Origin of the sequence: Methylobacterium ajmalii (assembly GCF_016613415.1) — a bacterium.
GTDB classification, from domain to species: domain Bacteria; phylum Pseudomonadota; class Alphaproteobacteria; order Rhizobiales; family Beijerinckiaceae; genus Methylobacterium; species Methylobacterium ajmalii.
On sequence record NZ_JACWCT010000163.1, the window covers coordinates 424 to 26,835 of the forward strand.

The 26,412-nt window shown below is 71.1% G+C and carries 20 protein-coding genes and 1 pseudogene; 12 read left to right on the forward strand and 9 right to left on the reverse strand.

Going from position 1 to position 26,412, the window contains the following annotated elements; all coding sequences use genetic code 11:
* Positions 1 to 206: 206 nt before the first annotated feature.
* Positions 207 to 1,139 carry a 2-hydroxyacid dehydrogenase gene (locus HPY23_RS29025; RefSeq protein WP_091888071.1) on the reverse strand — a complete coding sequence of 311 codons (933 nt, stop codon included), beginning with the start codon at positions 1,137 to 1,139 and terminating at the stop codon, positions 207 to 209.
* A gap of 350 nt (positions 1,140 to 1,489) precedes the next feature.
* On the opposite strand from HPY23_RS29025, the gene HPY23_RS29030 reads away from it, so the two are divergent.
* The 3 genes from HPY23_RS29030 (at position 1,490) to HPY23_RS29040 (ending at position 4,873) form a co-directional block, all read left to right on the forward strand.
* On the forward strand, positions 1,490 to 2,158 hold the full coding sequence (locus HPY23_RS29030) for a haloacid dehalogenase type II (protein WP_060847522.1): 669 nt from the start codon (positions 1,490 to 1,492) through the stop codon (positions 2,156 to 2,158).
* A gap of 310 nt (positions 2,159 to 2,468) precedes the next feature.
* Positions 2,469 to 3,929, forward strand: a complete 1,461-nt coding sequence (locus HPY23_RS29035; RefSeq protein WP_091888069.1) for an NAD-dependent succinate-semialdehyde dehydrogenase — start codon at positions 2,469 to 2,471, stop codon at positions 3,927 to 3,929.
* An 89-nt stretch (positions 3,930 to 4,018) separates the two neighbouring features.
* Positions 4,019 to 4,873, forward strand: a complete 855-nt coding sequence (locus tag HPY23_RS29040) for a GNAT family N-acetyltransferase (RefSeq protein WP_091888067.1) — start codon at positions 4,019 to 4,021, stop codon at positions 4,871 to 4,873.
* A gap of 244 nt (positions 4,874 to 5,117) precedes the next feature.
* On the opposite strand, the gene HPY23_RS29045 is transcribed toward HPY23_RS29040, so the two are convergent.
* The 4 genes from HPY23_RS29045 to HPY23_RS29060 form a co-directional block, all read right to left on the reverse strand.
* A complete protein-coding gene (locus HPY23_RS29045) occupies positions 5,118 to 5,615 on the reverse strand; it encodes an Lrp/AsnC family transcriptional regulator (RefSeq protein ID WP_280141909.1) in 498 nt (165 codons plus the stop codon).
* Between the two features lie 457 nt (positions 5,616 to 6,072).
* The gene (recJ, locus tag HPY23_RS29050; protein WP_091888065.1) at positions 6,073 to 7,866 is read right to left on the reverse strand and encodes a single-stranded-DNA-specific exonuclease RecJ; all 1,794 of its coding nucleotides are present in this window, start codon (positions 7,864 to 7,866) and stop codon (positions 6,073 to 6,075) included.
* A gap of 101 nt (positions 7,867 to 7,967) precedes the next feature.
* Positions 7,968 to 12,077, reverse strand: coding sequence for a Pls/PosA family non-ribosomal peptide synthetase (locus tag HPY23_RS29055; protein ID WP_200601811.1), 4,110 nt, complete (start codon positions 12,075 to 12,077; stop codon positions 7,968 to 7,970).
* Between the two features lie 202 nt (positions 12,078 to 12,279).
* On the reverse strand, positions 12,280 to 12,873 hold the full coding sequence (locus HPY23_RS29060) for a histidine phosphatase family protein (RefSeq protein WP_060849412.1): 594 nt from the start codon (positions 12,871 to 12,873) through the stop codon (positions 12,280 to 12,282).
* Between the two features lie 82 nt (positions 12,874 to 12,955).
* Here HPY23_RS29060 and HPY23_RS29065 point away from each other — a divergent pair, with 82 nt between their 5' ends.
* Positions 12,956 to 13,909 (forward strand): polyphosphate kinase 2 family protein, encoded by a 954-nt coding sequence (locus HPY23_RS29065; protein ID WP_091888061.1) that lies wholly within the window; start codon positions 12,956 to 12,958, stop codon positions 13,907 to 13,909.
* Positions 13,910 to 14,109: 200 nt separating this feature from the next.
* On the opposite strand, the gene HPY23_RS29070 is transcribed toward HPY23_RS29065, so the two are convergent.
* The gene (locus HPY23_RS29070) at positions 14,110 to 14,766 is read right to left on the reverse strand and encodes an alpha/beta hydrolase (protein ID WP_060847528.1); all 657 of its coding nucleotides are present in this window, start codon (positions 14,764 to 14,766) and stop codon (positions 14,110 to 14,112) included.
* A 256-nt stretch (positions 14,767 to 15,022) separates the two neighbouring features.
* Here HPY23_RS29070 and HPY23_RS29075 point away from each other — a divergent pair, with 256 nt between their 5' ends.
* The 6 genes from HPY23_RS29075 (at position 15,023) to HPY23_RS29100 (ending at position 21,624) form a co-directional block, all read left to right on the forward strand.
* Positions 15,023 to 16,198 (forward strand): cysteine desulfurase family protein, encoded by a 1,176-nt coding sequence (locus tag HPY23_RS29075; RefSeq protein WP_091888059.1) that lies wholly within the window; start codon positions 15,023 to 15,025, stop codon positions 16,196 to 16,198.
* 69 nt (positions 16,199 to 16,267) lie between these two features.
* Positions 16,268 to 17,737 (forward strand): Fe-S cluster assembly protein SufB, encoded by a 1,470-nt coding sequence (gene sufB / locus HPY23_RS29080; RefSeq protein WP_060847530.1) that lies wholly within the window; start codon positions 16,268 to 16,270, stop codon positions 17,735 to 17,737.
* Between the two features lie 113 nt (positions 17,738 to 17,850).
* On the forward strand, positions 17,851 to 18,603 hold the full coding sequence (gene sufC / locus HPY23_RS29085) for a Fe-S cluster assembly ATPase SufC (protein ID WP_091888057.1): 753 nt from the start codon (positions 17,851 to 17,853) through the stop codon (positions 18,601 to 18,603).
* Positions 18,604 to 18,605: 2 nt separating this feature from the next.
* On the forward strand, positions 18,606 to 19,925 hold the full coding sequence (gene sufD, locus HPY23_RS29090; RefSeq protein ID WP_091888055.1) for a Fe-S cluster assembly protein SufD: 1,320 nt from the start codon (positions 18,606 to 18,608) through the stop codon (positions 19,923 to 19,925).
* Positions 19,926 to 19,982: 57 nt separating this feature from the next.
* Positions 19,983 to 21,227 carry a cysteine desulfurase gene (locus tag HPY23_RS29095; RefSeq protein ID WP_060847533.1) on the forward strand — a complete coding sequence of 415 codons (1,245 nt, stop codon included), beginning with the start codon at positions 19,983 to 19,985 and terminating at the stop codon, positions 21,225 to 21,227.
* A gap of 7 nt (positions 21,228 to 21,234) precedes the next feature.
* Positions 21,235 to 21,624, forward strand: a complete 390-nt coding sequence (locus HPY23_RS29100) for an SUF system Fe-S cluster assembly protein (RefSeq protein ID WP_060847534.1) — start codon at positions 21,235 to 21,237, stop codon at positions 21,622 to 21,624.
* A 6-nt stretch (positions 21,625 to 21,630) separates the two neighbouring features.
* Here the strand turns inward: HPY23_RS29100 and HPY23_RS29105 are convergent, their stop codons facing one another.
* The gene (locus HPY23_RS29105) at positions 21,631 to 22,224 is read right to left on the reverse strand and encodes a Uma2 family endonuclease (protein ID WP_091888053.1); all 594 of its coding nucleotides are present in this window, start codon (positions 22,222 to 22,224) and stop codon (positions 21,631 to 21,633) included.
* A 135-nt stretch (positions 22,225 to 22,359) separates the two neighbouring features.
* Here HPY23_RS29105 and sufA point away from each other — a divergent pair, with 135 nt between their 5' ends.
* Positions 22,360 to 22,740: a Fe-S cluster assembly scaffold SufA gene (sufA, locus tag HPY23_RS29110; protein ID WP_060847536.1), complete on the forward strand. Its 381-nt coding sequence runs from the start codon at positions 22,360 to 22,362 to the stop codon at positions 22,738 to 22,740.
* A gap of 52 nt (positions 22,741 to 22,792) precedes the next feature.
* On the opposite strand, the gene HPY23_RS29115 is transcribed toward sufA, so the two are convergent.
* Complete coding sequence (locus tag HPY23_RS29115) at positions 22,793 to 23,857, reverse strand: GGDEF domain-containing protein (RefSeq protein ID WP_060847537.1); 1,065 nt, start codon at positions 23,855 to 23,857, stop codon at positions 22,793 to 22,795.
* 124 nt (positions 23,858 to 23,981) lie between these two features.
* Entirely contained in the window at positions 23,982 to 25,586 is a 1,605-nt protein-coding gene (locus HPY23_RS29120) for a DEAD/DEAH box helicase (RefSeq protein WP_091888051.1), read from the reverse strand.
* 636 nt (positions 25,587 to 26,222) lie between these two features.
* Between HPY23_RS29120 and HPY23_RS29125 the strand changes: the two are divergent.
* Positions 26,223 to 26,412 (forward strand): annotated as a pseudogene (locus HPY23_RS29125) (porin family protein); the annotation flags it as partial.

A 26,412-nucleotide genomic window follows, 5' to 3' on the forward strand; every position in this document is an offset into this window, starting at 1 on the left:
TGCCCTGGCCCTTGCTCGCTCGTCTCTGGGGAGGTTCGGCGGGGCGGCCAGTTCGTCGGCGCCCCGTCGGTGAGCGGCTGTCTAAGGGTAGCCGGCTCCCCTGTCAACACGGGGCCGGGGGGATCGCCAAGGCGACGACGGCCGGGAACGGGATCGACGGCCTCGACGGACGTGCCCGACACCGTGCGGCGCCTCGGGGGCGTGGGCTAGTAGCCCTGTCCGCGATCGATCGCATGGGGGATCGGCTCGCCGCGCAGATGCGCGCGCGCGCCCTGGATCACCTGCCGGGCGGCGCCGGCCGGCTGGGTGGCGCTCGCGACATGCGGGGTCACCATCACGCGCGGATGCGAGAGGAGCGGATGATCGGCAGGTGCCGGCTCCGCCGCGAGGACGTCGAGGATCGCACCGCCGAGCCGGCCGCCGTCGAGCGCGGCGAGGAGGTCAGCCTCGACGACGTGGCCGCCGCGGCCGGCATTCACCAGGCTGGCGCCGTCCGGCAGACGGTCGAACAGACGGTGATCGAGGAGACCTCGCGTCGCCGACGTGAGCGGCAAAAGGCAGACCAGGATGTCGGTGCCGGCGAGGAAATCGCCCAGGGCGGCGTCTCCCGCGAAGGTCTCGATCCCGGCCAGGTCCTTCAGCGTCGCGCTCCAGCCGCGGACCGGGAAGCCGAAACCCGCCACCGCCCGCGCCGCGGCCTGGCCGAGGACGCCGAGCCCCATGATGCCGACCCGGCGCATCGCCGCCGGCCGCACGGCCCGGGGCGTCCAGCGCCCGGCGGCCTGCTCGGTGCGGTAGAACGGCAGGTCGCGGTGCAGCGCCAGCACCGCCATCGTCACGTACTCGACCATCGAGGCGGTGAGATCCGGGTCGACCATCCGCACCACCGTCACAGCGGGCGGCAAGGCCGCGACGGGGAGGTGGTCGATGCCGGCGCCGATGCAGAAGAGGGCCTCGAGCCGCGGCATCGCCCGCGGCAGGTCCTCGGGCGGCGTCCAGGCGACCAGGAAGCGGGCCTGCGCGGCCTCGCCCTCTGGTGCCCAATCGACGAGGCGCAGGTCCGGGGCCTCGCGGGAAAAGATGTCGTGCCAGACGGCGCCCCGGACCGGATCCGACTTGTAGGCGATGAGGGTGGTCATGGCGGACCTCGCTGCGTGGGGTGTGGCGGCCGGGAACGGCGGTCCCTCCCGCCACGATACCGGCATCGGGTCGCAGGGGACGCCGAACGGGACGGGTTCGCAGGGGGAATCGTCGCGCCGGCCGGCTGCGTGGCGGCACAGGCTGCCGCGCGAGACCCCCACCCTCGTCCTGGGCGCCCAGTCACCCGGGAAGGCCTGTCCGCCGTCGTAACCGTCCCCCGGCAGGACCTGCCGTGCGGCGGCGGCGAAAGCGCAGGATCGCGGCTTCCGGGACCGCCACAACGGCGTCGCGCCCCCATCGGGGCGCCGTAGGGTTCCATCACGGCTGAACCCCCGCAGGGAGATCCCCGATGGCCCGCCTGGCGCCCAAGTACATCACCTTCGACTGCTACGGCACACTGATCTATTTCGAGATGGCGCCCGTCGCCCGCCGTCTCTACGCCGACCGGGTGCCGGCGGAGCGGATGGACGCCTTCGTGGAGGATTTCTCCGCCTACCGCCTCGACGAGGTGCTGGGCGCGTGGAAGCCCTACAAGGACGTGGTCGCCAACGCGCTGGTCCGCACCTGCAAGCGCAACGGCGTCGAGTACCGCGACAGCGACGCCGACGCGGTCTACGCCGCCGTGCCGACCTGGGGCCCGCATCCCGACACGGTCGAGGGGCTGGCGAAGGTCGCCAAGGAATTCCCCCTGGTGATCCTGTCGAACTCGATGAAGGACCTGATCCCGCACTCGGTCGCCAAGCTCGGCGCGCCGTTCCACGCCGCCTACACCGCCGAGGAGGCCCAGGCCTACAAGCCGCGGATGCAGGCCTTCGAGTACATGCTCGACCAGCTCGGCTGCGGCCCCGAGGACGTGCTGCACTGCTCCTCGAGCTTCCGCTACGACCTGATGACCGCGCACGACATGCGGATCACCAACAAGGTCTTCGTCAACCGCGGCCACGAGCCGGCGAACCCCTATTACGGCTACCACGAGATCAAGGACATTCGCGGCCTGCCGGGGCTGCTCGGCCTGTAACCGCAGTGACGCCGGGCTCGCCCGGAGACGGAACCTGAAACTCGGTGTCCCGGCTGCGCCTTGCCGCCGGGACGCTGCCGTCCGGCACCGGCGCGGCTTCGCCCGCCCCGGCGCGCATCCGCACGACCCCGCGTGCTCGCGAGAGCGCCGCCCCGCGACCGCCGAGGTCCGCGCCGTCGCCGGGCCAGCCCCGACCTTCCAACCGGACCGCCCGGCGTCGCCCGGGTCGTCCCGCCCTGATCGTCGTCGTGCCGCTGGCCCCCGGATCGCGGCCAGCCCGGCCGGTGCGACATCCGCTTCGGAGAGTGCCATGTTCACCAAGGACCGCCTGCGCGATCCCGCGCTCCTGCGCTTCCAGGCCTTCGTCGCCGGCGAGTGGTGCGACGCCGGATCCGGCGGCAGCCTGCCGGTCGCCGACCCGGCGACGGGAGAAACCCTCGGCACGGTGCCGGATTGCGGCGCCGACGAGACCCGCGCGGCGATCGCCGCCGCCGAGGCGGCCTTCCCGGCCTGGCGCCGCACCGCGCCGGCGGAGCGGGCCGCGATCCTCGAGCGCTGGAACGCGCTGATCCTGGAGAACGCCGAGGACCTGGCGGCGATCATGACCGCCGAGCAGGGCAAGCCGCTGGCGGAGGCCCGCGGCGAGGTCGCCTACGGGGCGAGCTTCGTGAAGTGGTTCGCGGAGGAGGCCCGCCGCATCACCGGCGACGTCTTCACCGCGCCGGTCGGCGACCGCCGGGTGCTCGTGCTCAAGGAACCGGTCGGCGTCTGCGCGGCGATCACGCCATGGAACTTCCCGATCGCGATGATCACCCGCAAGGTGGCCCCGGCCTTCGCCGCCGGCTGCCCGATCGTGGTCAAGCCCGCCGACCTGACCCCGTTCTCGGCGCTCGCGCTCGCGGTGCTGGCCGAGCGGGCCGGGGTGCCGAAGGGCGTGTTCAGCGTCGTCACCGGGCAGGCCGCGCCGATCGGCGCCGAGATGACCGGCAGCGAGACCGTCCGCAAGCTGTCCTTCACCGGATCGACCGGGGTCGGCCGGCTGCTGATGGCCCAGTCGGCCCCGACCATCAAGCGGCTCAGCCTCGAGCTCGGCGGCAACGCCCCGTTCATCGTGTTCGACGACGCCGACCTCGACCTCGCGATCGCCGGGGTGATGGCCTCGAAGTTCCGCAATGCCGGCCAGACCTGCGTCTGCGCCAACCGCATCCTGGTGCAGGACGGCATCCACGACCGCTTCGTCGCCCGCCTCGCCGAGGCCGCCGCCGGGCTTCGGATCGGCAACGGCTTCGAGGCGGGCGTCGCCATCGGTCCGCTGATCAACGACGCCGCCAGCGCCAAGGTCATGGCCCATCTCGACGACGCGCTTTCCCGGGGAGCGCGGCTGGTCGCCGGCGATCCCGACGCCGTGCACGGCCGCTTCGTGCCGCCGCTGGTGCTGACCGGCGCCGATACGGGGATGCGGCTCGCCGTCGAGGAGACCTTCGGGCCGCTCGCCCCGCTGATGCGCTTCTCGCGCGAGGAGGACGCGATCGCGATCGCCAACGCGACGCCGTTCGGCCTCGCCTCCTACTTCTTCACCTCCGACATCCGCCGGGCCTGGCGGGTCGGCGAGGCGCTGGAATTCGGCATGGTCGGGCTCAACACCGGCACGGTCTCGATGGAGGCGGCGCCCTTCGGCGGCATCAAGCAGTCGGGGCTCGGCCGCGAGGGCTCGGCCTACGGCATCGACGAGTACCTCGAGCTCAAGTCCCTCCACATGGGCGGCCTCTGACCGTCGCCCCTTTGCGGCGCCCCGGTCGCCGGTGCAGAACCGGGGCGCCCTTCCCGTTCGACCGGCCCGCATCACGGAGAGACCGCCCGATGACGAACTCGGCCACGATCGCCCTGACGACGATCCGCCCGCTGACCGAGGCCGACATCGAGGCGGTGCACGGCCTCTCGGTCGAGGTGGGCTGGCCGCACCGGGCGGACGATTGGCGCCTGGTGCTGGAGCTCGGCCACGGCGTCGTCGCCTGCGACGATGCCGGCCGGGTGATGGGCTCGGCGATGTGGTGGCCCTTCGGCGAGGAGCTGGCCACGATCGGCATGGTGATCGTCTCGCCGCGCATGCAGGCCCGGGGCACCGGCCGGCGGGTGATGCGGGAGATCTTCTCGGCGGCGGGCACGCGCGCCCTGCGCCTCGTCGCCACCGCCGCGGGCCAGCGCCTCTACGAGTCCGAGGGATTTCGCGCCACCCGCATGATCGCGCAGTACCAGGGCGTCGCCGACACTGCCGCGGCGGTCGCCGACAGCCGGGTGCGCGAGGCGCAGGAGTCCGACTGGCCCGTGATCGCGGCCCTCGACGCCGAGGCCTATGGCGGCGACCGCAGCCGGATGCTGGCGGCGCTGCGCCGGGTCGGGCGGACCTTCGTCCTGGAGGAGGGAGGCCGGATCGCCGGCTTCTCGATCTGCCGGCCCTTCGGCCGCGGCCACGTCGTCGGCCCGCTCGTCGCGGCCGATGCCGGGCAGGCGGTCGCGCTGGCGAGCCTGCACGTGCGCGCCCATGCGGGGAGCTTCCTGCGCCTCGACACCCCGGAGCGCAACGGTCCGCTCGTCGCCTTCGCGGAGGCCTGCGGCCTAAGCAATGTCGACCGGGTCGTGCAGATGACCCGCGGGACGCCGCCCGCGACCGGGCCCGCCCGGGTGTTCGCCCTGACGAGCCAGGCTCTCGGGTAGGGCATTTTCCGACGAATCGAATTCCGGTTCGTCGAAAGACAATGCGGCGAAATCGAAGTTCGAGAGCAGATTTCGCCGAAGCGGCCAACGGTCCGGCGACGACCATGATGCAAAGGCGGGCAACAGGGCGGGTCTGCGCGGCATCGCCCCGTGCCGTCCCGCCAGAGACCTCGCCCGGCGAGTCGGACGGGATGCCCGACGCGGTCGGGCGCGATGCAGTCTTTCGCGGGACGCCGCGTCGGCCTCAGCGCTCCTCGCCGAACAGGGTCGCGAGCGGCAGCTCGGTCTTCACGATCGGCGTGCGCAGGACGATGTAGCTGAAATACTTGGCGATGCCGACGTTGCGCTCGAGCAGCGCCTCGATCACGTCCTGGTAGTGCGACAGGCCTCGGGTGACGAACTTTACCAGGTAGTCGTAGCCGCCGCTGACCAGGTGCCCCTCCATCGCCTCGTCGACCTTGCGCAGGGCCTGCTCGAAGCGTTGGAAGTATTCCGGCGTGTGGCCGTTCAGCGTGATCTCCGTGAACACCGTCACGGTCTCGCCGAGCTTCGGCAGGGCGATGTGGGCGCCGTAGCCGGTGATGTACCCGGCCTGCTCCATCCGTTTCACCCGCAGCAGGCACGGACTCGCCGACAGGCCGACGGCCTCGGCCAGGGTCACGTTGGTCATGCGACCGTTCTTCTGCAGCTCGATCAGGATCTTCATGTCGATCCGGTCGAGCCTGGTCGTCTGCTGGTTCACGAAGGAGCTTCCCGGTTCCGGCCCCGCGGAGCGGTCGCGCCGGGGAGGACGGCGAGGCCGCAACGGCTCTCGCGAGAACGGTCGCGCGACGCCTCTGGCCGAGGGCACGCCACCATGTCAGACTCTCCGGGCCTTGTCATGATGCCGGCCGGCGACGGGCGGCGATTCCGGGGCCGCCGGGCGACGCAACGTCGAGGAGGGGCGGCCGATGCGCGGCGAAAAACGGGGCCGCCCCCTATCCGGGCTCAAGCACCGCCTCCGGGGCTGAGCGAGAAACTCCGCGAGGATGAAGAAGCGTCTTCGTCCCGCTCCCGCCGGTGAACGATGCCGTGCGCGCGCGGCTCCGCCGAGGCGCACCGTGCGGAGCAGATCACCTCTCTCGACCAGCGGCGCAATCGTCGCCGATACGTCGCTGCCACGGTACGGGGATCCGCGCGGCGTCCTGCGAAAAACCGCGTTAGCTCGCCTCCGCGACGTCGCACAGGCGCAACTCGACCCGGTCGGCGCCGCGCCAGCGGTCGCGCGACAGGGTGCCGGCGGCGTGGATGTCGCGGCCGATATGCGAGAGCAGCAGCCGGCCGACCGGCGATTCCGCCGCCCGGAACGCGATGGCGCCGACCGCGACGCCGTCCCGGCCGCGCAGCTGTGCCTTGACGTGGCCGGTGCCGACGACCCGCGCGTCGGCGACGCGGTGGCGGGCCAGCGCGAAGACCGGCTCCGGCGCGCCCTGGCCGAAGGGGCCGGCCCGCTCCACGGCGTCCGCCAGGTCCGGCTGCACGCCGCCCGCCGAGACGAGGCCGTCGACGAGCAGCGCCTCGCCGAGGCGCGCCTCCGCCACCGAGGTCGCGAGGTCGCCCGACAGCGCCTCGCGGAACCGGTCGAGATCGAGGGCGGCGAGCGTCACGCCCGCCGCCATGGCGTGCCCGCCGCCCTTGGCGGCGAGCCCCGATTCGACGCAGGCCCGCACCGCCCGGCCGAGATCGGCGCCGGGGATCGAGCGGCCGGACCCGGTGGCGGTGCCGTCCTGGCGCAGGGCGAAGGCGAAGGCCGGGCGGCCGAAGCGCTCCTTGAGGCGCGCCGCGATCAGCCCGACGACGCCGGGATGCCAGTCCGGGCTGCCGGCGACGAGGACCGGCTGGTCGGGATCGCGATCGAGGCGCATCCCCATCTCGGCCTCGGCCTCGGCGACGGCCGCGGCCTCGATCGCCTGGCGCTCGCGGTTGAGCGCGTCGAGCTGGGCTGCGATGCCGGCGGCCTCGATCGGGTCCTCGCACAGGAGCAGGCGGGCACCCAGCATCGAATCGCCGATGCGTCCGCCGGCGTTGATGCGGGGCCCGAGCAGGAAGCCGAGATGCCAGGCCTGGGGCGATTCCGAGAGACCGGCGGCGTCGAGGAGGGCGGCGAGGCCCCGCCGGCCGCGCCCGCGCATCACCGCGAGGCCCTGGCGCACGAAGGCGCGGTTGAGGCCGTGCAGCGGCACCACGTCGGCGACGGTGGCGAGCGCCACGAGGTCGAGCCCGGCCATCAGATCGGGGATCGCGAGACCGTCGCGGCGCAGGCGCCGGTTGAGCGCCACCAGCGTCAGGAAGACCACGCCGGCGGCGCAGAGATGGCCCAGGCCGGAGAGGTCGTCGAGGCGGTTCGGGTTGACGAGGGCACGCACCGGCGGGAGCACCTCGGGGGCGCCGTGATGGTCGAGCACCACCACGTCCATGCCGAGGCGGCCGGCCTCGGCCAGGGGCTCGTGCCCGGCGGTGCCGCAATCGACGGTGACGAGGAGGGTGGCGCCCTCCTCGGCGAGCATCCGCACCGCCGCGACGTTGGGACCATATCCTTCCGTGATGCGGTCGGGGATGTGGAGCCGGTAGGGCACGCCGAGGTCGCGCAGGGCGCTCGCGAGCAGCGCGGCGCTCGCCGCCCCGTCGACGTCGTAGTCGCCGAAGATCGCGACCTTCTCGCGCTTGAGGATCGCGATCGCGAGACGGTCGGCCGCCGCCTCCATGTCGACCAGCACCGCGGGGTCGGGAAGGAGGTCGCGCAGGCGCGGCTCGAGGAAGCCCGGCACGGCGTGGAGGTCGACCCCGCGGCCGGCCAGCACCCGGGCCAGGACCTCGGGCAGGCCGTGCCCTTGCGCGATGGCGACCGCTAGGCTCTGGGCCGGGGCGGAGGCGCAGCGCTCGTGCCAGGGCCGCCCGAGGGCGGAGCGGTGGACGTCGAGGAGGGGGCGGGGCAGGTCGAGGAGCGTGGACACCGGGGGAGTGTAGCGGGATTCGCCCGCGGGTGCTGCCGCAGCCGGGAGACACCTGTGGGCGGGCGAAGGCCCGCCCGCCGGACCTGACCGGTCCCGCCGCGCTACTCCGCCGCCGCCTGGTGGACCACCGGCACCGCCGGCGCGCCCTCCCAGCGGGAGTTGGCCGGGATGCTCTCGCCCTTCATCACGATGGTGAGCGGGCGCAGCTGGGCGTAGTCGCCGACCTTGGTGTCGTACAGCACGGTGGCGAAGGCGCCGACGCTGACGCCGCGGCCGACCTCGACCCGGCCGACCTTCATCACCCGGTCCTCGTAGAGGTGGGTCTGGAGCGCCGACATCCGGTTGACCGAGGCGAAATCGCCGATGGTGACGCAGTCGAACTCGGTGATGTCGGTGGCGAGCATGCACACGCCCTCGCCGGTGCGGGTGCCGAACAGCCGCAGCACCCAGGGCAGGAAGGGGGTGCCCATCAGGTGCTCGAGCAGCACCTTGCCGGCCAAGCCCCAGTACATCACCGCCACGGCCTCCGTGCGCATCGCCCACCACGACCACATCGGGTGCATGCCGGGCTCGTAGCGACCCATCAGCAGCCACTTCACGGCGATGACCACGAGGGTCTGCAGCACCGCGATCACCACGCTGGTGGCGACGAAGCCGACGGCGAGGCCCGACCAGTCGCCGGCCAGGATCGCCGGGTAGAAGATGAAATCGATCGCCAGGATGGCGAAGGTGATGAACAGCATCGGCGAGAACGAGGACGTGAAGGCCTCGAAGATGCCGCGCCGCAGCCGCGGCCAGATCCCGGGCTCGAAGGTCTGGGCCTGGCCGAGATCGACCTTCTGGCGCACCGGCAGCTTGATCGGCGGCGAGCCGAACCAGGTCTCGCCGGGCGCCATGCGGTCGTTGGCCGGGGGCTTCGACTTGATGCCGATCAGCACGTCGTCCGGGATGATCGCGCCGGGCGGCACCACCGCGTCGTTGCCGACGAAGACCCGGGCGCCGGTGCGCACCGGATGCAGCTCCATCACGCCGCGGCGCACCTCCTCCTCGCCGTACACGACCTCGTCGGCGATGAAGTTGCGCGGCCCCACTTCCGCCAGGTCGTAGCGGCCGGCGAGGTTCGTCGAGATCTCGGCGCCCTGGCCCATGCCGGCGCCCATCAGCCGGTACCAGGCCCGCATGTAGACGGTGGCGAACAGCGACGAGAGGGTTTCCAGCGTCACCTCGGCGGCGAGCGCCACCGCCCATTTGCGCAGGTAGACGCCGCTGTGGATCGAGTAGCTGCCGGCCTTGAGCCGCGGCAGCACCAGCCAGCGGATGCCGGCGATGAGCCCGACCGTGCCGGCGGTCATCAGCATGGCGGTCGGCCAGGTCAGCAGCGGCAGGTACCAGTGGTAGTCCACGTCGGTCATCGTCGCCAGCGAATCGCTGATCTGGTCGAAGATGTAGAAGGCCGGGAAGATCGGCAGCAGGCCGACCGCGGGGATCGCCGCCAGCAGCACGGCGTAGATCGCGAAGAACGCGGCCCGGCGCCGAGCCGAGACCTCCGGAGCCGGCTGGAGGTCCGCGACGTCGGCCATGCCGACCTTGCGGCCCGGCGAGCCGTCCCAGGCCTCGGCACGGCCGACCACGGTGCCCGACGGCACGGTGGTGAGGTCGGCGAGTTCCGCGTGGTCCTCGATCCGGGTGTCGTAGCCGACGACGCAGGAGGTGCCGATGGCGACGTCGTCGCCGATCGTGATCCGGCCGATGACGAGCTCGTTGCCGACGACCTCGGCGTTGGCCAGCGTCAGCCGGCCGCCCAGCGAGGCGCCGCGCCCGATGCTGACGAGGTCGGGCGCGCCGATCTCGATGTCGGAGATCAGCGCATCCTCGCCGACCTTGGCGCCGAGCAGCCGCAGGTAGATGCGGATCATCGGCGAGCCCTGGAGCCACTTGACGTGGACGAGCGGCGTCAGGCGCTGGGTCAGCCACCAGCGGAAATAGTAGGTGCCCCAGAGCGGGTAGCGCCCGGGCCTGGTCCGCCCCAGCACCAGCCACTTCACCGCGATGGCGATCAGCGCGGTGGCGGCATTGAGCCCGATATAGACCAGCAGCAGGACCGCCATCTCGGCGAAGAAGCCGAGCTCGCCGCCGGTGATGAGCAGGTAGGTGACGAAGATGCCGAGCCACTGCGCGGTGGCGAGCGCGATGACGAAGGGCAGGACGATCGCCTGGGCGAGGCCGCACAGGAAGCGCCGGCTCAAGGGCGGCGGCTCGAACGACAGGTCGTGGATCGCGGCCGCCGCCCCGGCGCCGCCGGTGCGGGCGATCAGGGTCTCGGACATCGCCCGGAGCGTCCGGCCGTTATAGACGTCCTGGAGCGTGATGGCGGCGAGCGCCGGCACCGTGCGCACCGCCGAGACGAAGCGGGCGGCGAGCAGCGAGTGCCCGCCGAGATCGCCGAAGAAGTCGGCCTCGAACGGGATCGGCTGGTTGCCGAACACCGTCTGGGCGGCGGCGAGCAGGGCGGCCTCCGTCTCGTCGCGGGGCTCCTCCTGCTCGCCGGAGGTCTCCACCACGGCGAGCGGTGCGGCGCGCAACGCCTTGCGGTCGACCTTGCCGGAGGCGGCGAGCACGGGGAGGCTCTCCACCACCTCGAAATGCGCCGGGATCATGTAGGGCGGCATCGTCTCGGCGAGCGCCGCGCGCAGGCGCCCGCGGTCGAACTCGGCCCCGCGCGAGTTTTCTTGTTGGGAAGCGCTGCCGCGCTCGGGCACCACGAAGGCCACCAGCCGGTCGACGCCGTCGTCCTGGCGCAGGACCACCGCCGCGGAGGCGATGCCGGGCTGGACCCGGATGCGCGATTCGATCTCGCCGAGCTCGACCCGGAAGCCGCGGACCTTCACCTGGTCGTCGATGCGGCCGTGGAAGACGATGCGGCCGGCCGAGTCGAGCGAGACCGCGTCGCCCGAGCGGTAGAGCACCGGGTCGGAGCCGTCGCCGCCGTAGGGATTGGCGACGAACTTCTCCGCCGTCAGCTCCGGCCGGGCGAGGTAGCCCTTGGCGACGCCGGGACCGCCGATCAGGAGTTCGCCCTGCACGCCGGGCCCGACGAGGTTCAGGGCCTCGTCGGCGATGTAGACGGTGTAGTTGGCGATCGGCCCGCCGATGGTGACGGGGTCGCCGGGCTTCATCTCGGCGGCGGTCGCCACCACGGTCGCCTCGGTCGGCCCGTAGGTGTTGAACAGCTTTCGCGACGGGGTCGCCCAGCGGGCGATCAGCGGCTCGGGCAGCGCCTCGCCGCCGAGCAGGATCAGCCGCAGGGCGGGCACGTCCTTGGTCATCAGCCCGAGCAGGGTCGGCACCGTGTCGAGGACCGTGATGCCGGCCTCGCTGAGGATGTCGGGCAGCGCCTCGGCATCGCCCATCTGGGCCGGGCTCGCCACGAACAGGGTCGCGCCGGCCAGGTACGGAACCCAGATCTCCTCCATCGAGAGGTCGAAGGCGACGGATGCCCCCTGGAACACCACGTCGTCGCCGGTGACGCCGTAGAGGTCGTTGGCCGAGCGCAGGAAGTGGCAGATGTTGCGGTGGCTGATGACGATGCCCTTCGGCACGCCGGTCGAGCCGGAAGTGTAGATCAGGTAGGCCGGGTGCTCGGGCGTGAGGCCGACGGCCCGCAGGTCGGGCGCCGGGCCGGTGGTTCCCGCGGCGACCTCGTCCGGGGTGAGGGCCGGGCAGACGCCGTCCGGCGCCTTGTCCTTCAGGGCCGCCGACACGAGAAGGGCCTTGGCGTCGCAATCGTTCAGGCAGACGGCGACCCGGTCGGACGGCGCCTCGGCGTCGAACGGCAGCCAGGCGGCGCCGGCCTTGGTGATGCCGATCTGCGCCACCAGGAGGTCGGGCGAGCGCGCCATCCACAGGCCGACCACGTCGCCGGGGCCGATGCCGCGGGCCGCCAGCCCGCTCGCGATCGCGTCGGAGCGCCGGTCGACCTCGGCGTAGGACAGGCGGGTGCGGGAGGCGGCATCAGACCCGCTCGCCGCGTCGATCAGCGCCGGATGGTCGGGCCGCGCCCGCGCGCTCTCGCGAAAGATCTCGGCCAGCACCTCGTCGCGGATCAGGTCCGGCCGCACGGGGCCGCGCAGCACCGCCGCGCCCGTGGGCGGAACGGCCGTCTGGCGCGTCCCGTGACTGGGCGGACGGACGGTCCCGGCGGTGTGGTTCATCAAGCGACTCCGCTGGCCCGCCTCGGGCCATTGAGCTTCACCAGGGCGCCGGCGCGGCTCCGGGATGGAGGCCGGCGGACGGGTCTCGCCCGCGTCAGGTAGCGGACGGGCGGTGCACGGGGAGGTGGACGAGAACCGGGGCCGGTTCAAGGCACCGGCGCCGCTTCACGGCACGGCCGGCCCGAAAACCGCGGGTGGGGGGTCAGACCCAGCGCCGTCCGCCGGGCTCGAGCAACAGGACGCGGCCCTGCAGGATCTCGAGGTGGGGCGCCTCCTCGGTGCTCGCGACGCCGAGCGACACCATGACGGCGCGGGCGACGCCGCCATGCGCCACGATCACCGTCGGGCCGTCGAGGGCGGCGAGGAGCGGGCGCACCCGCTCGGCCACCATGGCGTAGCTCTCCGCGCCCTCGCCGGGCGGGCAGAAGCCCCAGCGGTCGCGGTCGCGGGCCTGGGAGCGGGCCGGGTCGGCGCGGCGCACGTCCTTCCAGGTCAGGCCCTCCCAGGCGCCGAAGCCGATCTCGCGCAGGCGCGGATCGGTGGCGTAGCCGGCGGGATCGAGGCCGAGCGCGCGGCGCAGGCCCTCCATCGTGTGGCGGGTCCGCTCCATCGGGCTCGATACGAAGGGCAGGGCGGCGACGCCCTCGCCGACGAGGCCCGCCAGGCGCTCGCCGACCTCCGCGGCCTGGGCCACGCCCTTGCGGTTGAGGGCGATGTCGCGCTGGCCCTGCAGGCGGCCTTCGGCGTTCCAGTCGGTCTCGCCGTGGCGCACGAAGTAGATCGGCGCCCGGATCACCAATCGCACCTTTCGGAACGGCCCCGCTTCGCTGTCGTTATCGCCTGCACACGCCGTTCCTCGTCCGAGCCCCCGCCTTCCGATGTCGAAGAAGAACCCGAAAGACAAGACGGTTTCGCTTCCCGGCCATCCGCGGCCCTCTTCCGCCGCCTGGGCGAACGAGGCCGGGCTGCTCGCGGCGGCGAGCCCCGGCTTCCTCGCCGAGCACGGCGCGACGATGCCGGTGCCTCCCCCCGGCGTGGTCCAGTCGCGGCCCGAGGCGCCGTGCCGGCTGGCCGAGATCGATCCCGACGCGCCGGGCTCCTCCGACGGCAAGGCGCAGGCCGAGGCCGACCTCGCCGAGGTGCGCGCCCGCATCCGCGACCTGCAGGAACGGCTCTACGCCGAGCGCAAGCGCAGCCTGCTGGTCGTGCTGCAGGCGATCGATACCGGCGGCAAGGACGGCACCATCCGGCACGTCTTCGAGGGGGTGAACCCGCAAGGGTGCCAGGTCGCGTCGTTCAAGACGCCGAGCGCCGAGGAACTCGACCACGATTTCCTGTGGCGCTACCACCGCCAGGTGCCGGCCCGCGGCATGATCGGGGTGTTCAACCGCAGCCACTACGAGGACGTGCTGATCGTCCGGGTCAAGCAGCTGGTGCCGGAGGCGGTGTGGCGCCCCCGCTACGATCTCATCAACGACTTCGAGCGCCTGCTCACCCTCTCGGGCACCACGGTGCTCAAGATCTTCCTGCACATCTCGAAGGCCGAGCAGAAGGAACGGCTCGAGGCCCGCCTCGCCGATCCGACCAAGAACTGGAAGTTCGATCCCGCCGATCTCGTCGAGCGCCAATCCTGGGACGCCTACCAGGGCGCGTTCCAGGACGCGCTGACCCTCTGCGGCACCCGGCTCGCGCCCTGGCACGTCGTGCCGGCGAACCGGAAGTGGTTCCGCAACCTCGCGGTCGCCCGTCTCGTCGCCGACACGCTGGAGGCGATGGACCCGCGCTACCCGGAACAGACGGCGGATCTGAGCAGGATCACGGTGCCGGATTGATGAAACCGTCCGCCCGTATCGGGCTCGTCATCCCAACCGCCACCTCATCCTGAGGTGCGACCGCAGGGAGCCTCGAAGGAGGGCTCCAGAGAGACCCGAGCCTTCTGGAGCTCTCCTTCGAGGTCAGTCGATCGACGATCGACTGACACCTCAGGATGAGGGTGGGGGGGAGTGGCGAGCTCGCCCGAGCGTGGCAGCCGTTACGCCGCCTCGTCGCGCTTGCCGAGGCGCTTGTCGAGATAGGTGTCGACCGTCTGGGTCAGCTCGTCGACCTTGCCGTCGAAGAAGTGGTTGGCGCCGTCGACGATCTGGTGCTCGATGATGACGCCCTTCTGGGTCTTCACCTTCTCGATCACCGGCATCACCTCGCGGGCCGGCGCGACCCGGTCCTCGGAGCCGTGCACGAACAGGCCCGACGAGGGGCAGGGAGCCAGGAAGCTGAAATCGTAGCGGTTGGCCATCGCGGCGATCGAGATGAAGCCCTCGATCTCCGGGCGGCGCATCAGGAGCTGCATGCCGATCCACGAGCCGAACGACACGCCGGCGATCCAGCAGGCGCGGGCCTCGGGGTTCACCGCCTGCACCCAGTCGAGGGCGGAGGCCGCGTCCGACAATTCGCCGACGCCGTGGTCGAACGAGCCCTGGCTGCGGCCGACGCCGCGGAAGTTGAAGCGCAGGGCAGCGAAACCGCGATTCGCGAAAGTGTAGAAGAGGTTGTAGACGATCTGGTTGTTCATCGTCCCGCCGAATTGCGGGTGGGGATGAAGCACGATGGCGATCGGGGCGCCCCGCTGCTTGGGGGCCTGGTAGCGCCCCTCGAGCCGGCCGGCAGGACCGGCGAAGATGACCTCGGGCATGAACCACCTCTCCAAAGGCTTCAACGGTGCGTGAGCGCGGCGCGCCGGCGGACGAGAGAGCCGGGCCGGAACCTTGACTCGGGTCCCGTCTCCCATAAAAGCACCCTTAGAACGGTTCTAGATGACTAGAATCATTCTAAACAACCGGGTGCCGAAGTCCCGCGCCTCGCGCCGGTGAGCACGCACCGTCTGATTACGCGTATCCGGGGCGGGCCTTAGCACGGTCCCCGGGGGGAAAGGCAAAGGAATTCAGCGCATGGAGCGCGAGCGCGCCTATCTCGACCATAACGCGACCTCGGCGGTGAAGCCTGAGGTTGCGCAGGCGGTCGCGCGCGCGCTCGTCGAGTTGCCGGGCAACCCGTCCTCGATCCACCGGGAGGGCCGCACCGCCCGCGCCGCGATCGAGGCGGCCCGCGCCCGGGTCGCGGGGCTCGTCGGGGCGGCGGCCTCGCGGGTGGCGTTCACGAGCGGCGGCACCGAGGCGTCGAACGCCGTCCTGTCGGGCGCACTGCGGCGGCGCGGCCTGCCGGCGCCGACCCGGCTCCTGATCGGCGCGACCGAGCACCCGTGCGGCCTGCAAGGGCACGGGTTCACGCCCGACGCCACCGAGATCCTTCCGGTTGATGCGGACGGCGTCCTGCGTCTCGACGTCCTGGAGGCGCGGCTCGCGACCTTGGCGGGGGAGGGCGTGACGGCGCTGGTCTCGGTCCAGGCCGCCAACAACGAGACCGGCGTGGTCCAGCCCCTGGCGAGGGTTGCGGCGCTGACATGCCAGCACGGCGCCCTGCTCCACACCGATGCGGTCCAGGCCGCTGGACGGATTTCGATTGGGCGCAATATATTCGTCGCGGATGCCGTGACCCTCTCGGGCCACAAGCTCGGCGGGCCGAAGGGCGTCGGGGCGATCGTGCTCGGGGAGGGGGCGGGCCTGGAGCCGGCCTTCATCCGCGGCGGCGGCCAGGAGGCGCGGCTGAGGGCCGGGACCGAGAACCTGCCGGGCATCGTCGGGTTCGGCCTCGCCGCCGAGCTGGCGCTCGCCGCGCTGCCGGAGGAAGCGGTCCGCCTCGCCGCCCTGCGCGACGGGATCGCCGCCGGGGTGCGGGCGCGGGCGCCCGAGGCGGTGGTGTTCGGTGAGGGCGCCGAGCGCCTGCCGAACACGCTGTGCTTCGCCGTGCCGGGACTCAAGGCCGAGACGGCGCTGATCGCCCTCGACCTCGACGGCGTGGCGGTATCGTCCGGGGCGGCCTGCGCCTCGGGCAAGGTGTCGCGCTCCGGCGTGCTCGCGGCGATGGGGGTCGAGTCCGCCCTGTCCGCGGGGGCGCTGCGCGTGAGTTTGGGGTGGAACAGCCGGCAAGGCGACGGGGAAAGGTTCCTCGCGGCCTTCGATCGGCTGGTTTCATCCCTATATAAGCGTCGGGAGCGGGCCGCGTGAGCGCGTGCCTCGCATCCGGCCGTGTCATCACCTCGCGGCCCTTGAAGCCGTAAGCGGTAGGAGACGGGTATGCCTGCAGTGCAGGAGACGGTCGATCGCGTTCGCGCCATCGATGTCGATCAGTACAAGTACGGTTTCGAGACCACGATCGAGATGGAGAAGTCCGAGAAGGGCATCTCCGAGGACGTGATCCGCTTCATCTCGGCCAAGAAGGACGAGCCGGAGTGGATGCTCGAATGGCGCCTCGACGCCTATCGCCGCTGGCTCACCATGAAGGAGCCGAACTGGGCACGGGTCGAGTACGACAAGATCAACTACGACGAGCTGTACTATTACGCCGCGCCGAAGCGCAAGGCGGCGCAGTCGCTCGACGAGATCGACCCCGAGATCCTGAAGACCTACGAGAAGCTCGGTATCCCGTTGCGCGAGGTCGAGGTGCTGGAGGGCATCGCCCCCGAGCGTCGCGTCGCCGTCGATGCGGTGTTCGATTCGGTCTCGGTCGCCACCACCTTCAAGGCCGAGCTCGCCAAGGCCGGCGTGATCTTCATGCCGATCTCGGAGGCCCTGCGCGAGCATCCCGAGCTGGTGCGCAAGTACCTCGGCTCGGTCGTGCCGGTCACCGACAACTACTTCGCGACGCTGAACTCGGCGGTCTTCTCCGACGGCTCGTTTGTCTACATCCCGCCGGGCGTGCGCTGCCCGATGGAGCTGTCGACCTATTTCCGCATCAACGAGCGTGACACCGGCCAGTTCGAGCGCACGCTGATCATCGCCGACAAGGGCTCGTACGTCTCGTACCTGGAGGGCTGCACCGCCCCGAAGCGCGACGACAACCAGCTCCACGCCGCGGTGGTCGAGCTCGTGGCGCTGGACGACGCCGAGATCAAGTACTCGACGGTCCAGAACTGGTACCCGGGCGACGCGGAAGGCCGCGGCGGCATCTACAACTTCGTGACCAAGCGCGGCGATTGCCGCGGCGCGAACTCGAAGATCTCATGGACGCAGGTCGAGACCGGCTCGGCGATCACCTGGAAGTACCCGTCCTGCATCCTGCGCGGCGACAATTCCCGCGGCGAGTTCTACTCGATCGCGGTGTCGAACGGCATGCAGCAGGTCGATTCCGGCACCAAGATGATCCATCTCGGCAAGAACACGACGAGCCGGATCATCTCGAAGGGCATCTCGGCCGGCCGGTCGCAGAACACCTACCGGGGCCTCGTCTCGGCGCACAAGAAGGCGAAGGGCGCGCGCAACTTCACCAACTGCGACTCGCTGCTGATCGGCGACCAGTGCGGCGCGCACACCGTGCCGTACATCGAGTCGAAGAACGCCTCGGCGGTGTTCGAGCACGAGGCCACCACCTCGAAGATCTCCGAGGACCAGAAGTTCTACTGCCTGCAGCGCGGCCTCTCCGAGGAGGAGGCGACCGCGCTCATCGTCAACGGCTTCGTCCGCGACGTGCTGCAGCAGCTGCCGATGGAGTTCGCCGTCGAGGCCCAGAAGCTGATCTCGATCAGCCTGGAAGGCTCGGTGGGCTGATCGCCCCTTCACGGTTCCCGGCGATGCGCCGGGAACCGCCCCACGCCCGATACCGCCCATCACGGACGCGGCGCCGCACGCTCGGCCCGCGCTCCCGTCAGGACTATTCTACCATGCTGGAAATCAAGAACCTGGTCGTCAACATCGAGGACAAGCGCATCCTCAACGGCCTGAGCCTGACCGTCAACGACGGCGAGGTCGCCGCCATCATGGGGCCGAACGGCTCCGGCAAGTCGACCCTGTCCTACGTCATCGCCGGCAAGGAGGACTACGAGGTCCTCGACGGCGAGATCCTGCTCGACGGCGAGAACATCCTGGAGATGGAGGCGGATGCCCGCGCGGCGGCCGGCATCTTCCTGGCCTTCCAGTACCCGCTGGAGATCCCCGGCGTCGGCACGATGACCTTCCTCAAGGCGGCGATGAACGCCCAGCGCAAGACCCGCGGCGAGGACGAGCTGACCACGCCCGACTTCATGCGCCAGGTCTTCGCGGCCGCCGACAAGCTCGAGATCAACCGCGAGATGCTCAAGCGCGCCCTCAACGTCGGATTCTCCGGCGGCGAGAAGAAGCGCATGGAGATCCTGCAGATGGCGCTGCTCTCGCCGCGCTTCTGCGTCCTCGACGAGACCGATTCCGGCCTCGACATCGACGCCCTGCGCATCGTCTCGGAGGGCGTGAACGCGCTGCGCGCCCAGAACCGCAGCTTCCTGGTCATCACCCACTACCAGCGGCTCCTCAACCACATCGTGCCCGACACCGTGCACGTCATGGCGCAGGGCCGCGTGGTGAAGTCCGGCGGCAAGGAGCTCGCCCTCGAGCTCGAGGCCTCGGGCTACGCCGAGTACCGGGCGAACGAGGCCGCGTGACCATGGCCGACGTCACCACCCTCCGCACCGCCGCCGAGACCGGGCTGTCGAAGCTCTTCGAGGTCCAGCGGCTCAAGCTCCCCGGCGCCGCCATCGCCCGCGAGGAGGCCTTTCGCTACTTCGAGGCGGCGGGCCTGCCGCATCGCCGCGTCGAGGCGTTCAAGTACACCGACCTGCGCGCGGCCGTGCGCGAGGCCGCCCCGCCGGCCGAGGCGCCCGAGCCTGAGACCGCCCGCAACGCCGTCAAGGCGGCCCGGGGCTTTGCCGGGATCGAGGCCGCGCGCCTGACCTTCGTCAACGGCCACCTGGTCCCGGCGCTCTCCGACCTCTCGGGCCTGCCCGAGGGCCTGGAGGTGGTCACCTTCGCCAACGCCATGGCCGAGGGCCACCCGCTCCTCGACCATCTCGCCCCGGTCGAGCAGACCCGCGAGAACCCGATCTACCAGCTCAACGCCGCCTTCATGGCGGACGGGGCGGTGATCCGGGTCGAGGCCGGCGCCAAGGTCGAGCGCGCCCTGCACCTGCGCTTCGTCGGCACCGGGTCGTCGCCGTTCTCGACCGCGACCCGCGTGCTCGTCGTCGCCGGCGAGGACTCGGAGGTGACGATCCTCGAGAGCCACGAGGGCCCGGACGGGATCGCCTACCAGCCCAACGATGTCCTCGACGTCGTGATCGCCGACCGCGCCCGCGTGCTGCACAGCCGCCTCAACATCGAGGGCGACGCGGCCATCGCGCTCTCGACCGTGTCGGCCCGCCTCGGCGCCGGCTCGCACATCGAGACCGTCAACGTGGTGACCGGTGCGGTGCTGTCGCGCCACCAGCTCTACCTGCACTTCGCGGGCGACGACGCGACCGCCACCGTCAACGGCGCCGCGATGATCCGCGACGGCCAGCTCGCCGACTCGACCCTGCTCGCCGACCATGCCGCCGTCGGCGGGATCAGCCGCGAGCAGTTCAAGACGGTGATCGACGGCGATGCCACCGGCGTGTTCCAGGGCAAGATCATCGTCCGCCAGGTCGCCCAGAAGACCGACGGCAAGATGAAGTCCGACTGCCTTCTCCTCACCGACGAGGGGCAGATGATGAACAAGCCGGAGCTGGAAATCTTCGCCGACGACGTGGCCTGCGGCCACGGTGCCACCTGCGGCGCGCCGGACGACGAGCTCCTGTTCTACCTGATGGCCCGCGGCCTGCCGCGGGCCCAGGCCGAGAGCCTGCTGGTCCAGGCCTTCCTCGGCGAGGCGATCGAGGCGGTGTCCCACGAGGGCGCCCGCGCCGCGATGATCGCCGAGACCGAGGCCTGGCTCGCTCGCCGCGGCTGACGACGACGGGGCCGGCCCGAGCGGGCCGGCCCGACCCCGTACGCACGAGAGCCCGACATGAACGCACCCGTCCTGCAGACCCCCTACGACGTCGAGGCGATCCGGGCGCAATTCCCGATCCTGTCGCAGCAGGTCTACGGCAAGCCGCTGGTCTATCTCGACAACGCCGCGTCGGCCCAGAAGCCGCGGGCGGTGATCGACGCGATGTCGGGCGCGATGGAGACGGCCTACGCCAACGTGCATCGCGGCCTGCACTTCATGGCGAACGCGGCGACGGACGGTTTCGAGGGCGCGCGCGAGACGACGCGCCAGTTCCTGAACGCCCGCTCCACCGACGAGATCATCTTCACCCGCAACGCCACCGAGGCCTACAATCTCGTGGCGAGCAGCATGGGCTGGGCCGGCCTGATCGGCGAGGGTGACGAGATCATCCTGTCGATCATGGAGCACCATTCCAACATCGTGCCCTGGCACTTCCTGCGCGAGCGCCGCGGCGCCGTGCTGAAGTTCGCCCCCGTCGACGACGAGGGCAATTTCCTGGTCGAGGAATACGAGAAGCTCTTCACGCCCCGCACCAAGATGGTGGCGATCACCCAGATGTCGAACGTGCTCGGCACGGTGACGCCGGCGGAGGAGATCGTCCGCATCGCCCACGCCCACGGCGTGCCGGTGCTGCTCGACGGCGCCCAGAGCGCGGTCCACCAGGCGGTCGACGTCCAGGCCCTCGACTGCGACTTCTTCGTCTTCACCGGCCACAAGGTCTACGGGCCGACCGGCATCGGCGTGCTCTACGGCAAGAAGGAGTGGCTGGAGCGCCTGCCCCCCTACCAGGGCGGCGGCGAGATGATCGAGATCGTCGAGGAGGAGCGCGTCACCTACAACGCGCCGCCGCACCGCTTCGAGGCCGGCACCCCGGCGATCATCGAGGCGATCGGGCTCGGCGCGGCGCTCGAATTCATGATGAGCCTCGGACGCGAGCGCATCGCCGCCCACGAGGCGCACCTGCTCGCCTACGCACAGGAACGCCTGCGCGGCATGAACAGCCTGCGGATCATCGGCACGGCGAAGACCAAGGGCGCGGTGATCGCCTTCGAGATGAAGGGGGCGCACGCCCACGACGTCGCGACCGTGATCGACCGCCAGGGCGTCGCGGTCCGCGCCGGCACCCACTGCGCCATGCCGCTGCTGAAGCGGTTCGGCGCCACTTCCACCTGTCGCGCCTCGTTCGGCCTGTATAATACGACGGCGGAGATCGACGCCCTCGTCTCGGCCCTGACCCGGGCCGAACGGATGTTCGCGTGAGGACCCCATGACCGATACCCCCGCCGCGACCGGCGCGACGACCCCGCCGCTGAACGCGCAAGTGACCGCTTCCGCGATCCCGCCGGAGGAGATGGACCGCCTGACCGACGGCATCGTGGCGGCGCTGAAATCCGTCTACGATCCGGAGATCCCGGCCGACATCTACGAGCTCGGCCTGATCTACCGGGTCGACATTGCCGACGACCGCAACGTCGCCATCGACATGACGCTCACCGCCCCGGGCTGCCCGGTGGCCGGCGAGATGCCGGGCTGGGTCGAGAACGCCGTCTCGGCGGTGCCGGGCATCGCCGGCTGCAGCGTCACGATGGTGTTCGATCCGCCGTGGGACCAGAGCCGGATGTCGGACGAGGCCCGCATCGCGCTGGACATGTGGTGAGCGGGTTCAGCGCATCGCGTCGGTGATGCGGGGCGGGAAGGCGAGGCCGTCGTAGATTTCGGCGAGCGCCAGCTCGGCCCCGATCTCCGGCAGGGCGATCACGGCGTCCAGCCCTTCGAGCAGTTCCGGCCGCCAGCCCTCCGCCTCGCGGCGGTAGAGCAGGGCGACCGGGGCCACGGTCTCGAGGAGGAGGATGTATCGCAGGCTCGGATGCCGCTTGTACTCCTCCAGCTTCACGGTCCGGTCGACGGTGGTCGTGGACGGGGAGGCGACCTCGACGACGAGGCGCGGCTCGCGGGCCTCGTGCGTGTCGTAGACCATCTCGCCGCACTCGACCGTGACGTCGGGCCGCCGGATCGTGGTGAGGCTGGTGCGCAGCGAGACATCGTCCGTCGTCGGCCGGCAGCGGGAGCCGCGGAGCTGATTGCCCAAAGCGATGATGACGTTCACCGTCACGCGGTCGTGCTGGACGCTCGCCCCGGTCATCATCCGGTGCTTCGGGATCGGAACGCCATCCACGAGCTCGAACGGCTCGTCCTGGCCCTCCTGCCAGCGGAAGAATTCCTCCGGCGTCATCCGCCGCCGTGCCGCTTCCGCCATGGCCGCCTCCGTGCAATCCCATCCTAGCACGTCCCGCCGGTGGACCATCGGCAACGGGATGCTTATCTTCCGAGACGTAACTTCACGCCTCAACCGCCCGGGCCTTGAACCCGGCCGCCGGAGAGAGTTTTGACCATGGCACCGAGCTTCAAGGTGATGTCGCTGACGGACGCCGCCGCCGCGCGGATCAAGGGCATCATGGCCGACGCGGAGCGCCCGATCGCGGGCCTGCGCGTCGGCGTCAAGAACGGCGGCTGCGCCGGGATGAGCTACACGATGGAATACGCCGAGGAGCGCAAGGCCGGCGAGGACATGATCGAGGACAAGGGCGTGCGCGTCTTCATCGACCCGAAGGCGGTGCTGTTCCTGCTCGGTACGCAGATGGATTTCCAGACCACGAAGCTGTCGTCGCAGTTCGTGTTCAACAATCCCAACCAGACCTCGGCCTGCGGCTGCGGCGAGTCGGTGGCGATCACCCCGGCCGATCCCAACGCGCTCACCGCCGCCCACGCCTGAGGGCAGCGTTCTCCCGGGCGGCCGCCGCCGTGCGGCCCGCCTTGGACCGAATTCAGGCGACGTCGTGCATCGTATCGGCAGGGACGCCGTCGTCGACGACGCGATTGCGGCCCGAGCGCTTGGCGGTGAACATGCAGTGGTCGGCCCGTTCCAGGAGCGACACCGCGGTGTCGCCGCGGCGATAGATCGCCACGCCGACCGAGATCGTGATGCGGCCCAGGCTCTCGCCGGTCGAGCGCTTGACCAGCTCGCGGCCCATCACGCTGGTGCGGACCTTCTCGGCCACCTCGCGGGCGCTCGCCCGGTCGCAATCAGGCAGGATAATCCCGAATTCCTCGCCGCCGAACCGCGCGATCGTGGTGCGGGTCTCGACGCTCTCGCGCATCGTCATCGCCACCAGGCGCAGCACCTGATCGCCGGTCAGGTGGCCGTAGAGGTCGTTGAAGCGCTTGAAGTGGTCGATGTCGAGGACGACGAGGCAGAGCGGCTGTCCCTGCACCGCCGAATGGTCGACTGCCTTGTGCAGCATCTCCTCGAAGTGCTTGCGGTTGCCGATGCCGGTGAGGGGATCGGTCAGGGATTCGACCCGCACCGCTTCGAGGGTCTCGCGCAGGGTCTCGATCTCGTTGCGGCTCTCGCGCATCCGCGCCTCGAGGGTGCGGTTGTTGGCCGCCACGTCCCGGGTGGTCACGACGAGCGACGAGATGATCTCGCGCACCCGGGCGCGGTTAACCGCCGGTGCGGCGAGATCCTGGCTGAAGGCCTGGAGCGAGGCGCCGTAGCGCGCCGTCGAGCCGAGCGCGGTGTCGAGCATCTCCATGATCTGCTCGATCTCGGCCAGCACGCCGTTGCTCGCCCGCTCGGTCTCGCTCGAGAGCCGGCGGCCGTCGAGATAGGTCTCGAACAGCTGGTCGACGGCGTTGTCGCTCAGCGCGCCATGCTCGGCGGTGATGCGCTTGACGGTTTCGGTCAGTTGCGGGTTGAGGCCGGCGACATAGGTGTACCAGACGGCGTAGCTGCGGGGCGTCGCCGACGAGCGATACGCCTTCATCAGCTCCATCGCCCGCTGACCGAACAAGAAGCTCCGATCGAGGTCGGCGCTGCTCAGGTCAGGCATCGAACGTCTCCGCGCTGAGCGCCGGCTTCGTGCCGCCGCCTTCCGGAGACCATTACGGTCGTTCCGTGGAGAAGCAGTTAAAGCCGGCGCCCCTAAAGCGCCGGCAGACGAGAAAATCCGGAGACTACTCGGAATCCGGACGCTTCTTCAGCACAACCGGCCGTAGCAGGAAGGCCGGGACATGATCGCCCAGGCCGACCGCGGCGTCCGGCATCGCGTCGTCGTCGCGGTTGCGCCCGCGGTCGTTGCGGCGGGCGGGCGGGCGCTCGTCGCGGGGACGACGCTCTTCCTGAAACGGACGCTCTTCCCGGGGAGCACGCTCCTCGCGGGGAAGACGGTCCTGCCGGGGACGACGCTCCGGCCCGCGGGCCTCCTGCGGGCGGCGCTCCTCGGCGGCGGGCCGGGCCTCGGCGGCCTGAGCCTCGCCGGTGCCGCGGGTGGGCTCCTCGGTGCGGGGGCTGCGGGCGCGGCGCCGGCGCGTCTCGTCGCGGCGGCCGCCTTCCTCGCGGCGCCCCTCGTCCTTTCGGCCCTCGTCGCGGCGGCCGCGGCCGCCCCGCCGGCGGCGATCGTCCGCCTCGCCGGGCTCCTCGTCGGGAAGGCTGGCGAGGTCACCCTCGGCCCACGCGATCGGCTGGCCGATCAGGGTCTCGATCGCGGACAGCGACTTCTCGTCGCCGCGGCCGACCAGGGTGAAGGCGGCGCCCGCCCGGCCGGCCCGGCCTGTGCGGCCGATCCGGTGGACGTAGTCCTCGGCGTGGTGCGGGATGTCGAAGTTGAAGACGTGGCTCACCGCCGGGATGTCGAGGCCGCGGGCGGCCACGTCGCTGGCCACCAGCAGCGGCACCTCGCCGGAGCGGAAGGCGTCGAGCGCCGCCATGCGGGCGCGCTGGTCCATGTCGCCGTGGAGAGCCGCGACGTTGAAGCCATGGTTCGACAACGACTTTTGCAGCTGCGCGACGTCGCGCTTGCGGTTGCAGAAGATGATGCCGTTGTTGAGTTCCTCGGCCGCACGGATCAGCTTGCGCAGCGTCTTGCGCTTCTGGTGTCCCTCGGCGCCCGTCGCCACGAGGCGCTGGGTGATGGTGGTGGCGGTGGAGGCCGGGCGCGCCACCTCGACCCGCACGGGGTTGTGCAGGAAGTCGTCGGCGAGGCGCTGGATCTCCGGCGGCATGGTCGCCGAGAAGAACAGCGTCTGGCGGGTGAACGGCACCATCTTCACGATGCGCTCGATGTCGGGGATGAACCCCATGTCAAGCATCCGGTCGGCCTCGTCGATGACGAGGAGCTCGACGCCGGTGAGAAGCAGCTTGCCGCGCTCGAAGTGGTCGAGGAGCCGCCCGGGCGTGGCGATCAGCACGTCGACGCCGCGGGTGATCTTCATGTCCTGGTCGGCGAACGAGACGCCGCCGATCAGGAGAGCGACGTTGAGCTTGTGGTTGGTGCCGTAGCGCTCGAAGTTCTCGACGACCTGCGCGGCGAGTTCGCGCGTCGGCTCGAGGACCAGCGTCCGCGGCATCCGGGCGCGGGCCCGGCCCTGCTCGAGCATGGTGAGCATCGGCAGCGTGAAGGCCGCCGTCTTGCCGGTGCCGGTCTGGGCAACGCCCAGCACGTCGCGCCGCGCCAGAACGTGCGGAATGGCTTGGGCTTGGATCGGGGTCGGCGTGGTGTAGCCCGCGGCCTCGACGGCCTGCTGGACCTTCTCGCTTAAACCCAGTTCGGCGAATGACATCCTGAGGAGAACCGTTGCGCGCGGGCCGATCGGGCCGGCGCGGAGAAACCGTCGCGGCAACGGCCGGGAGGCAAAGTCGTTTCGCAGCCAGTCCCGCGCCGGTGATCCGAGGCGGGACGTTCACGCCATTGCTCCGTCGCGTCGGGCACGCGACCGCCCGCAGGACACGCCCGATGCGCGGGCATTTGTCAAGTGCTGGCCGTGATTTGTCCGGTGACGGCGACGACCCGGTGCCGGGCCGCCGGGGGCGATCGCGGCGGCGCCCCCGCGCGGGAGACGGCGGGCCCCGGCGACACCGGCCGGCTCGGCGCCTCGGGCCGTGGGGAATCCCGCGATCACCGGTGGGTCGAGGACGGCGCCGGGCGGCGTTCTCCGGGTGCGGCCGGGCGGGGAGGTGCGGCCGGACACATCTTCCGCACAGGTCCGATGGACATCGCCCGGGGTGCGGCCGCGGCGCCATGGTTAATGACAAGTCACCGTCGCGGCTCGATTTTTCCCGCTCCGAGTGGTCCGCGATTCACGCTTCGTTGACGGGTGGCGGGGTAAACCCTGGCCTCGTTGCAGGAATGCGACAGACCGGGTGACCGACCGGGGATAGAAGCGCGCCGGCTCTCGCCAATCAGGACCAGTCAGACAATGAAGAAGATCCTCCTCGCCTCCGTGGCCCTCGTCGGCCTGTCCGCCGCTGCCTCGGCCGCCGACCTGCCGCGTCGCGTTGCCCCGCCGCCGGTCTTCACCCCGGTGCCGGTCTTCACCTGGACGGGCTTCTACGCCGGTTTCAACGCCGGTTACGGCTTCAACACCGCTGACACCCGCGCCCCGACCG